Origin of the sequence: Microbacterium resistens NBRC 103078 (assembly GCF_001552355.1) — a bacterium.
Classification (GTDB): Bacteria; Actinomycetota; Actinomycetes; order Actinomycetales; family Microbacteriaceae; genus Microbacterium; species Microbacterium resistens.
Window position 1 is genome coordinate 1 of record NZ_BCRA01000036.1, and the last position, 4,513, is coordinate 4,513.

At 73.4% G+C, this 4,513-nt stretch carries 5 protein-coding genes; 3 read left to right on the plus strand and 2 right to left on the minus strand.

Annotated features, from left to right (window positions below):
* Nucleotides 1-538 precede the first annotated feature (538 nt).
* A complete protein-coding gene (locus MR1_RS07770; RefSeq protein WP_067244724.1) occupies nucleotides 539-736 on the minus strand; it encodes a hypothetical protein in 198 nt (65 codons plus the stop codon).
* Between the two features lie 338 nt (nucleotides 737-1,074).
* On the opposite strand from MR1_RS07770, the gene MR1_RS07775 reads away from it, so the two are divergent.
* Complete coding sequence (locus tag MR1_RS07775; RefSeq protein WP_067244726.1) at nucleotides 1,075-1,437, plus strand: hypothetical protein; 363 nt, start codon at nucleotides 1,075-1,077, stop codon at nucleotides 1,435-1,437.
* Nucleotides 1,438-1,446: 9 nt separating this feature from the next.
* Nucleotides 1,447-2,403 carry a DNA topoisomerase IB gene (locus MR1_RS07780; protein WP_067244729.1) on the plus strand — a complete coding sequence of 319 codons (957 nt, stop codon included), beginning with the start codon at nucleotides 1,447-1,449 and terminating at the stop codon, nucleotides 2,401-2,403.
* 7 nt (nucleotides 2,404-2,410) lie between these two features.
* On the opposite strand, the gene MR1_RS07785 is transcribed toward MR1_RS07780, so the two are convergent.
* Nucleotides 2,411-2,893, minus strand: a complete 483-nt coding sequence (locus tag MR1_RS07785) for a YciE/YciF ferroxidase family protein (RefSeq protein WP_067244731.1) — start codon at nucleotides 2,891-2,893, stop codon at nucleotides 2,411-2,413.
* Between the two features lie 345 nt (nucleotides 2,894-3,238).
* Between MR1_RS07785 and MR1_RS07790 the strand changes: the two genes are divergently transcribed.
* Nucleotides 3,239-4,513: hypothetical protein (locus tag MR1_RS07790; protein WP_217996203.1), on the plus strand; the 1,275-nt coding region annotated here is incomplete at its 3' end.

Sequence of the window (4,513 nt, forward strand, 5' to 3'; positions counted from 1 at the left end):
GGAACGGGGGGCAGAGGGGGGAGTCGTCCGCGCCCCGGTGCCGCGGGGGGCGTCCGCGTGCCGACGGACGCGACGGGCGCCGTCGCCGGGCGGAGTGTCGGGGCCGGCCTGAGCGTCGGGGCGGTGGGGCCGTGCGGCGGCGGGTGAGGCCTCGGACGCAGTGGCGGACGTCGTCGTCTGTGCGCGCCGCAGGTCTCGTCGCAGCAGTCCCGGCGGGGTACCGGGAACCGAGGAGGGTGCCTCGGTGACGTGTTCTTCAGTTGACGCGGCTTCGGGGGATCGCGAGTTGATGGTGAGCTCCTCGGGCAGACGGAGTCGTCTGTTATCGATTTGTAACCATAGTGCGGGATCCGCGTCCGGCCCAAATCGGGACGCCGTGTGTCACGGATTCGCGGCGAACGCTCAGGGAGCGATGCTTCCGCGGAGGCCGTCGGACTCACCCTGGTGACGACGGTCATGATCCGCTTCCGACTGCTGCAGCGGCACCGGCGCAGCAGCGGACGCGGTCGCGCCGTGGCGAGACACCCGCGGGAGGGGCTCACACCAGGATCTGCTCGTCGATGAGCGCGGCGAGCGATCGGGCCTCCGCGGCCTCCGCGACGAGGAAGGCGGCGTGCTCCGGTTCGGTCGTCGCCCGGCGTTCGAGCTGGTCGGCGTAGTCGTTGAGCGCGGTGGTCAGGACGAAGTAGGACAGCGAGCCGCTGAGGGCGAGGGTGACGACGAGTTCGTCATCCATGGCTGTTCACCTCCGTCCCGGGCGCCGTTGCGCGGTGATGGGCTCCGCGGAGGTGGTCCGGGAGGCATCGCGCGTCGCGACCCTGGGAGCAGTGTGCAGGGGGACGGGCAGGGGCGGAAGGGACTGGACATCTGCCCGCCGATATGCAGGGGTTCCACGCGGCGTGCAGGACCGTCGAGGCGGGCGGCCGCCGGCACGAGCGGCGACTAGCACGCGGCCGTCGTCGCCGCCAGACCCTTCTGCCCGGATGCGGGCGGCGGCAGGGTCGGACGGGACGGGGGAGCAGGGGACACGACCGAGGCCGGCGCGAGGTCCGCGCCGGGACGAGAGGAGCAGAGATGACCGTCACGCTGAACGAGAAGGCCCTGGCGCACGCACGGGGGCTGCTTCGCCGTGGCGAGGTGACGGACGACACCCGCGACGACTGGAGCGAGCACGCGCCGTCCGCCGAGGACGGCAACGAGTTCATCGACCGCGAGGGCATGGCGCAGTACGCGCTCTGGTTCCTCGGCGAGGACACGGACGAGACCGAGGGGACGAAGGGGCGTCACCTGTTCCCGTACGGCGACTTCCGCACGCTGCACCGGTGCGCGGTGATCTCGGGCGAGAGCCGCGCCGGGCAGTACGACCACGAGGACATCCGCAAGGCCCTCAAGGAGCTGCTGACCGCGATCGACGAGAAGACCGGGCGCGAGGACTGAGCGGCGGCCGTGGAGAGACTGCGACGCGTCGTCCCGGGGGAGGCTGCCGGATTCCGCCGAGTGCGGGCCGGCCGGGGGTTCCGGTTCCTGCGCGACGACGGCACGGACGCGACCCCTCGGGAGAAGCGGCGGATCCGCGCCCTTGCCGTGCCCCCGGCCTGGACCGACGTCTGGATCGCGGTCGACCCCCGCGCGCACATCCAGGCGGTCGGCACCGACGACGCGGGACGGCGCCAATACCTCTACCACCCGCGATGGCGTGAACGCCGCGACCGCCGGAAGTTCGTCCGCGCGCTGGCGCTGGCCGAAGCACTGCCCGCCGCACGCGCCAGGATCACCCGGGCGCTGCGCGGGGGCGACGAGGGGGAGCGCGTCCGGGCGGCGGCCGTGCGGCTGCTGGACGACGCGGCGTTGCGCATCGGATCGGAGCGATACCGGGTCCGGTACGGGAGTCGGGGGCTGACGACCCTGCGACGCCGGGACGTCCGCGTCGACGGCGCGGACATCTCGCTGTCGTTCCCCGCCAAGAGCGGAAAGCGCGCCTCGGTCGAGATCACCGATCCGGACCTCGCCGAGGTGCTGCGGGACCTCGCGAACGGGCCGGCGCGGACTCCGCTCCTGGCTCGACGGCGGGGTCGGCGCCGCGTGCGGCTCACGGAGGCCGAGGTCAACGCGTACATCCGCACCGTCACCGGCGGCCGGTTCACCGCGAAGGACTTCCGGACCCTGCGCGCCACGATCCTCGCCGCGCGGTCGCTGGCGGAGACGGGGCCTGCCGGCAGCGAGCCGGCGCGGCGTCGCGCGGAGCGACTCGCCGTCCAGGTCACGGCGGACGCGCTGGGCAACACGCCCGCCGTGGCCCGATCCAGCTACATCGATCCGCGGGTCTTCCGTCGATACGCCCAGGGGCGGCTGCTCGATCTCTCGGTGAGCCCGGAGACGGCGATCCGCGAACTGCTGTCCTGACCGCCGGTCAGCCGACGATCTTCTGCAGCATCGAGCGGAGTTCCTCGCTCGTGTGCGTCTCCTGATCCAGGTTCTCCCGCAGCAGCTTCGCCACCGTGGTCCAGCCCATCGCCTCGGCGGGCAGGATGAGGCCCTCGTACGCGGAGATCTCGTAGTGCTCGTTGCCCAGCGCGCAGGCGACCGCGGCGTGGTCCCGCAGGGATCCGCCGCTGCGCTCGAGGAGGGACTCGGCCTGGCGGGAGATCCCCTTCGTGCTCGGCGAGGGCGCCGTGGTCGGCTTCCATTCGAGCTCGGCGAACACCTTCGTCAGATTCTCCTGCTGCTGTTTCGTCTCATCGGCGTGGTGACGGAACAGCTTCTTCACCTCGGCGCTGGTCGCCGCGTCGGCCAGTTCGCCGAGCGCCGCGAGGGAGTCGTCCTCCATCGTGACGGCGGTGCGCAGCTGGAAGTGGAAGAGATCGGTGGGGGTGTCGAGCGTCTGCTGGACCATGGGAGTTCCTCTCGTCGTCGGCGAACCGGTCCGTCCGCGAGGTGTCAGCATGTCGCGGGCGCCACCGTGCCGGGAGGGGGTTGCCACGGCGGGTCGCGCATGCAATCCGCGCGGGACCGGGGCGGAGGGTCATCCGGACGGCCGGATCCACACGACGCCGATCGCCAGGCCGATCAACGGCGTGAGCGCGGGACAGCGGTTTCCGCTCCGCCGTTGCGTCCCGGGGTGCGCACGGTTCAGGATGGTGGGCAGTGCGTGCGCGACGCGGGCGTCGGGCACGGCGCCGGCACCGACAGCGTGCCCGGAGGAAGAGGCGCGGCGCGGTGCACCGCCGGGTGAGGGATGATGACGTTCGCGATTCGGCGGGGCAGGGCGCAGGCGGGCCGGCTCGTCGTCCTCGTGGCGATCGGACTGCTCGTCGTGCTCGGCATCGGAGGAGTCGACGCCCTGGCGGCCCGCACGATCGACGACGGCGTCCGCCGGGTGGTCTCGTCCGCCGAACCGCGCGCCGCGGTCATGGAGGTGATCGCCGCGCGAGCCCCCGATCCCGCGGCGCAGGACGCCGACATCCGCGAGTCGATCGCACAGTCGTTCCCCACTCCCGTCGCGGTCCGCCGACAGGCCGTGAGCGTGCTCTCGTCGGGCAACGCAGACGCACTCCAGGTCCTCGCCGACGACGACATCTCCACGCTGGGCGACCTCGTCGAGGGGGACTGGCCGCGGTCGTCCGACGAGGCGGCGATCCTGGAGCGCGCAGCCCAGGACCGCGGGATCGGCGTCGGGGACGCCGTCGAGCTCGGGCCCGTGGACGGGACGGTGACCGTGGTGGGTGTCTGGACCGCTCGGGATGCGGCGGCGGCCGAGTGGAACGGCAACCCCGCCGTCGGCTCGGGCCGCTCCGGCACGGCGGCCGGACCCCTCGTGCTCACCGGCGAGCGGATGGACGGGCTCGAGTCGTCGCCGACGGTGACGTGGACGATCCGCCCCGTCGACGTGGGGGAGCAGGATCTCGAGGGCCTGCGCCGGGGAATCGCCCGCCTCGCCGCGCTTCCTCAGGAGGTGGACCCGCAGAACCAGCGGAGCACCCGGATCGAGGGCGGGCTGGCGGAGACCGTGGATCGCGCGAGCACGGCGATCGCGGGCGCGCGCGGTCTGCTGATCGTCCCGCTGCTGCTCATCGGGGTCCTCGGCATGATCGCGACGGGCGTCGTCCTGGTCGCGCTGGCGCACGCCCGGTCCGAGGACCTGTTCCTGCTCCGCTCGCGGGGGGCCTCGGCCACCGGGATCGCCGGCCATGCCGCGGCGGAGACGGCGATCGCGACCGGTGCGGGCGCGGCCGCCGGCCTGCTCGTGCTCGCGCTGGCAGGGGCGTCCGGATGGTCCGGGACGATCGCTGCGCTCACGATCGTCGCCGGGGCGGCCGTGGTGGCCGCGGTCACGGCTCTCGCGGCGGCCCGACGCGGAGACCGCCGCGACGACGCCGGAAAGAGCAGCACGCTGCTTCTCGTCACTCCCTGGGCGCTCACCGCCGCAGCGGCGGCGCTGGCGCTCTGGCAGCTCTTCGCCGCGGGCTCCTTCCGTGCGGAGGGCGGCGGCGCCGACCCGCTGGCATCGGCCGCA

Coding starts and splice junctions, on each gene's coding strand:
- MR1_RS07770 (WP_067244724.1), bottom strand. CDS start 736: ATGGATGACGAACTCGTCGTCACCCTCGCCCTCAGCGGCTCGCTGTCC.
- MR1_RS07785 (WP_067244731.1), bottom strand. CDS start 2,893: ATGGTCCAGCAGACGCTCGACACCCCCACCGATCTCTTCCACTTCCAG.
- MR1_RS07775 (WP_067244726.1), top strand. CDS start 1,075: ATGACCGTCACGCTGAACGAGAAGGCCCTGGCGCACGCACGGGGGCTG.